This is a genomic window from Streptomyces sp. W16, from assembly GCF_033194735.1.
Taxonomy (GTDB): domain Bacteria; phylum Actinomycetota; class Actinomycetes; order Streptomycetales; family Streptomycetaceae; genus Streptomyces.
This window is the reverse complement of record NZ_JAWOAI010000676.1, coordinates 1-4,455: the sequence shown is the minus strand read 5'-3', so window position 1 is coordinate 4,455 and position 4,455 is coordinate 1. Positions and strand designations below refer to the sequence as shown.

General features: G+C 70.6%; 5 protein-coding genes. 3 read left to right on the top strand and 2 right to left on the bottom strand.

Annotated elements, in window-relative coordinates; all coding sequences use genetic code 11:
* On the bottom strand, positions 1-409 hold a 409-nt coding region (locus R6V09_RS46885), incomplete at its 3' end, for an ATP-binding protein (RefSeq protein ID WP_317887570.1).
* Between the two features lie 171 nt (positions 410-580).
* On the opposite strand from R6V09_RS46885, the gene R6V09_RS46880 reads away from it, so the two are divergent.
* The 3 genes from R6V09_RS46880 (at position 581) to R6V09_RS46870 (ending at position 3,095) form a co-directional block, all read left to right on the top strand.
* Positions 581-943, top strand: a complete 363-nt coding sequence (locus tag R6V09_RS46880) for an STAS domain-containing protein (protein WP_317887569.1) — start codon at positions 581-583, stop codon at positions 941-943.
* Positions 944-1,012: 69 nt separating this feature from the next.
* Entirely contained in the window at positions 1,013-1,798 is a 786-nt protein-coding gene (locus tag R6V09_RS46875) for a maleylpyruvate isomerase family mycothiol-dependent enzyme (protein ID WP_317887568.1), read from the top strand.
* A 64-nt stretch (positions 1,799-1,862) separates the two neighbouring features.
* The gene (locus R6V09_RS46870; protein ID WP_317887567.1) at positions 1,863-3,095 is read left to right on the top strand and encodes a 4-hydroxybenzoate 3-monooxygenase; all 1,233 of its coding nucleotides are present in this window, start codon (positions 1,863-1,865) and stop codon (positions 3,093-3,095) included.
* A gap of 2 nt (positions 3,096-3,097) precedes the next feature.
* Here the strand turns inward: R6V09_RS46870 and R6V09_RS46865 are convergent, their stop codons facing one another.
* Entirely contained in the window at positions 3,098-3,856 is a 759-nt protein-coding gene (locus tag R6V09_RS46865; protein WP_317887566.1) for an alpha/beta hydrolase, read from the bottom strand.
* Positions 3,857-4,455: the final 599 nt, after the last annotated feature.

Genomic DNA, 4,455 nt, shown 5'->3' with positions numbered 1-4,455 from the left:
CGCGGCGCGCCTCGAAGCCGCGCGCGACGGCCCGCACGATCTCCAGGCCGTGCTGGCCCACCCGTTGGGCGTCGGCGGCACGGGCGACCGGCAGCACCGGGTCGGAGTCCCACACCTCCACCTCGACCAGGGCATCGACGATCCGCAGATCCATCAACACCGGGCCGGGCGCGTACTTGCGGGCATTGGTGACCAGTTCGCTGACCACCAACTGCGTGAGATCCATGGCGCGGGCCGACACCGGCAACCCGTACTCGGCCCGTGCCCGGATGAGGAACATCGCGGCCAGCCGCCGGGCCTCGGCGATGCACGAGCCGTCCCCGTCCAATGCCACGGTGGACCGTATGGGCTGAGTCCGGGCCCTGGCCTGCGGCGCTGTGTCGTCGTCCTCCGAAGAGTCTGGTTCCATCCGGATCATTTCACCGCCTTCCGCGTGCCCCGCGCATACCCCGTGGGGCAACACCCACTCCGTCAATATCTGTCGGCTCCACCGGACGCGGGCATCAACCGTACGATGCGGGGCAGCAATTCGGATGAAAGTCCTGATCCACAGCGCTCACCGACTCATGTACGAGGACAGATGGTGGACATCGAACAGCCGGGGCAGCCAGGGCAGTTGTCGGTCAGGACCGACGTCGTCGACGGCACCGTCGTCGTGGCCCTGGCCGGAGAGATCGACCACCAGACAGCCGGCTCGCTGAGGGACGCGCTGGACCTGCCGGACGGGGTCGCACCGCACGTCGTCCTCGACCTTCGCCAGGTCACCTTCATGGACTCCAGCGGCATCAACGTCCTCCTCGCCGTCCACCACGCGCTGGCCCAGGCGGACGGCTGGCTGCGACTGGCCGGGACCACCCTTCCCGTGCTGCGCGTCATCCAACTCGTCGGCATCGACGGAGTCATCGACTGCTACCCGACGGTCCAACAAGCCCTCGCCCACTGACCGTTGGGCTGGTTTCGCGCGCTTTCCGCAGATGGGCCATTAAATTCGTTGTCCTGTCGGCGGAGGGCGGTGACAGACATCCGGCGTGACGAAGACTCTCGAATTCCCGGCCCTCTGCGACTGATCGACGAACGGTCAGTCGCGTTCCGGGCCGCGGTCGCCGCCGCGCCCGACCTCGACGCGCGGGTGCCGACCTGCCCCGACTGGACACTGCTCGACCTGGTGCATCACCTGGGCACCGTGCACCGCCGCTGGGCCGCCGTCGTCGCCGTGGGGCCCGCCGACAGTCGAGCGACCACCGCCGCCTCGGAAGCACCCCGCGAGCGGGAGGCCCTGCTCGCCTGGTCGGCCGAGTCCACGCAGCAACTGCTGGGCGCACTGCGGGAGTTCGGCCCGGATCGTGGCTGCTGGACGTGGTGGGGCGACTCGCAGTCCCCGCAGACCTCCGGTGCCGTCGCCCGGCACCAGGTCCAGGAGGTCACGGTGCACACCTACGACGCCCAGATCACCCTGGGCGATCCGCGGCCGCTGCCGGAGGAGGCGGCACTGGACGGTGTCGAGGAGTCCCTGGTCACCTGCTGCGCGACGACGAGCGCCTGGCCGCACGAGCCCGCCGTTGTCGACTACCACGCCGCCGAGGGCCGATCCTGGCGCGTCGAGCTCTCCGCCGCCGGCGCGCGGTCCACCCGCCTCTCCGCAACCACCGCCGGCGAGAGCCCGGCCGACGCCTCCGCCCGGGCCACGGCCGGTGAACTGGTCCTCTTCCTTTACAGCCGCGTTCCGGTCGACTCCGTGAAACTGGAAGGCGACCGACGACTCTTCGACCAGCTCTTCGCCTGGGACCCGGGGGCATAGCGGAACGCCATTGTGCCCCCGGATACCGGATCAGCTCGGCTAGGGTGACCGCGGAGGTGGTCAAGTGGCCGACAGCACAGGGGAGTTGAGCCAGGTGCCGGAGTCCACGACCGTGGTGGTGATCGGCGCGGGCCCGGCCGGTCTGACCGTCGCGAACCTGTTGCAGCGCAGCGGCGTCGACTGCGTCGTCCTGGAGCGCCGGACCCGCGAGTACGTGGCACAGCGCCAGCGAGCAGGCATCGTCGAGACCCGCGCCGTGCGCATGTTCGACTCCTGGGGACTGGCCGACCGCGTCCTGGGCGGAGTCCCGCACAAGGGCATCCTGGAGCTCCGGGTCGACGGCGAACCCCATCTGGTGTCGGACTACGACGGCTCCGAAGGACCGACCGCCCGCCTCTGCCCCCAGCAGATGCTGGTCCAGAAACTCACCGCCGAGTACCTCGCGAACGGCGGTGACCTGCGCTTCGAGGCCGCCGACGTCTCCCTGCACGACCTGACCGGCGAGCACCCGACCGTCCGCTACCGCACCACGGACGGCACCCTCCACACCCTCACCTGCGCCTTCGTCGCGGGCTGCGACGGCGACCACGGCATCAGCCGCACCTCCGTCCCCGACGGGACCCTCACGCCGTACGCCTTCGATCACGGCATCGGCTGGCTGACGGTCCTGGCCGACGCCCCGCCCCCGGCCCACCCGCTGCTGGCCGTCAGCCCGCAGGGCTTCGCCGCACACTTCCCGCGCGGCCCGTACACCAGCCGCTACTACCTCCAGTGCCCGCCCGACGACCACCCCGAGGCCTGGCCCGACGACCGGGTCTGGGACGCCCTGCGCACCCGGCTCGGCGACCCGGCCCTCGTCCCCGGCCCGATCACCGACCGCGAGATCTTCCGGCTCCGCAGCCTGGTCCACGACCCGATGCAGTACGGCCGTCTCTTCCTCGTCGGTGACGCGGCGCACATCGTCTCGCCGATGGGCGGCAAGGGGATGAACCTCGCGCTGTACGACGCCGATCTCTTCGCCCGAGCCGTACGGGACTCCGTCCACGACCACGACGACACGGGCCTGCGTACCTACTCGGCGCGTTGTCTGCGCCGCGTCTGGAGCGACCAGGAGTTCTCCCACTGGATGACCGGCATGCTCCACGACGCCGGCGACGCCACCGGCTCCGGTCCTTTCCGTCGCGGTCTGGCCCGTGCCCGACTCGACCGGCTCTTCACGGCCCCCGGCGCGGCCCGCGCCTTCTCCGAACTCATGACGGGGCTGGAGTTCGGAGAAAGCGCGGGGCCGCCGCGTTGAGGTCACCGACGACGCAGATGCCGTACGAAGAACCGCGCCGCGCTGTCCGCCTCGAACCTGGGCAGCTCCTTGTGCGCGCCCGAGTTGACGTGCAGTGACTTCTCCTTCGAGGCGAAGGCGTCGAACAGCGCGAGACCGGACGGGCGCGGGATGTGCTCGTCGTCCCACTGGAGAGCGAACTCGATCGGAACGGTGATGCGCCGCGCCGCCTCGGCGAGGGCCTCGTCGTACCAGAAGAGGCCGAACACCGCGGCGGTGATCCGGGGTTCGACCGCCGTCAGCGGCACCCCGATCGCGGTGCCCATGTTCAGGCCGTAGTAGCCGACGGGTCCCTCGGTACCGATTTCCGGCAGTTCCTGGAGGGCGTCCAGCGCCGCCCGCCACTCCGGTACGGCACGCTCCGCGAGGTGACCGTTGTAGCGGACGACGATCTCACCGACCGGTTCGCCGGCCGCCATCGCCCGCTGCATGGCGTCGATCTCCCGCTCGTCGTGCGCCGTACGCGGTCGGCCGCCGTGGCCGGGTGCGTCGATGACGGCGACGTGGAAACCGGCGTGGGCCACGAGGAGTTGGGCTCGGCCCGTCATGGCGGGAGACTTCCGGTGGTTGCCGCCGCCGTGCCCCATCAGGACCAGGGGCGCGCGGTCGGCGCCGGATACGGGCGACCAGAGGGCCCCGGTGACCTCACCCAAGGTGAAGTCGTGCTGGATGACGCCGTTCGACGTCGTCTCGGCGGTGAAGTGGAAGTGCGTTGAGTTCATGGGGTGTTGCCTTTCGGGATCGCCTTGTCGTGCGGCGCTCCCGACGACCTCTAGGTCGCTGGCCCAACCGTGGAGAAGAGGGGGAGCACCCACCTGGATACTGCGTTCATGGGTCTCACCTCCTCGCGTGCGTTCACGGCCTACGGCAAGTTAGCAGCCCGCTCGTGAGCGCGGCCAACGCTTTATCGCCCGCGGGCCGCCGCCGTACTGCCGTATGCGCGCACATCTAATGCTCTTGACATCTTCCGGGACCGGCGACGTAGGTTGAGGCGATCGCTCCCGGACGGGTGGAGGCCTTATGCGTGTACGCGACGCCGCACCCCACGGTGCCGGTCCGGGCGCGCGGCTGATCATCCGGCGGCATGTCGACTACTGCCGTACCGCCTCCGCCGTCTGTCCTTCCGTACGCCCCTGACCCACGTCGGCCCCCTGGGCCGTCCGTCTCGACGCGTTCTCGGAAGGAACCCCCATGTCCGGCTCCGCTCTGCGGCTCGCCCTGGAAATCGACGGCGACGGCGCCCATCCCGCGGCCTGGCGCCGCGCCGCCCACTCGCCCGACCACCTGCTGAGCCCGCGCCGGGTGGCCCGGGTCGCCGCCG

Bases quoted from the DNA above. Each gene is read 5' to 3' on its own strand.
- R6V09_RS46880 (WP_317887569.1), top strand. From the start codon at position 581: ATGGTGGACATCGAACAGCCGGGGCAGCCAGGGCAGTTGTCGGTCAGG.
- R6V09_RS46865 (WP_317887566.1), bottom strand. From the start codon at position 3,856: ATGAACTCAACGCACTTCCACTTCACCGCCGAGACGACGTCGAACGGC.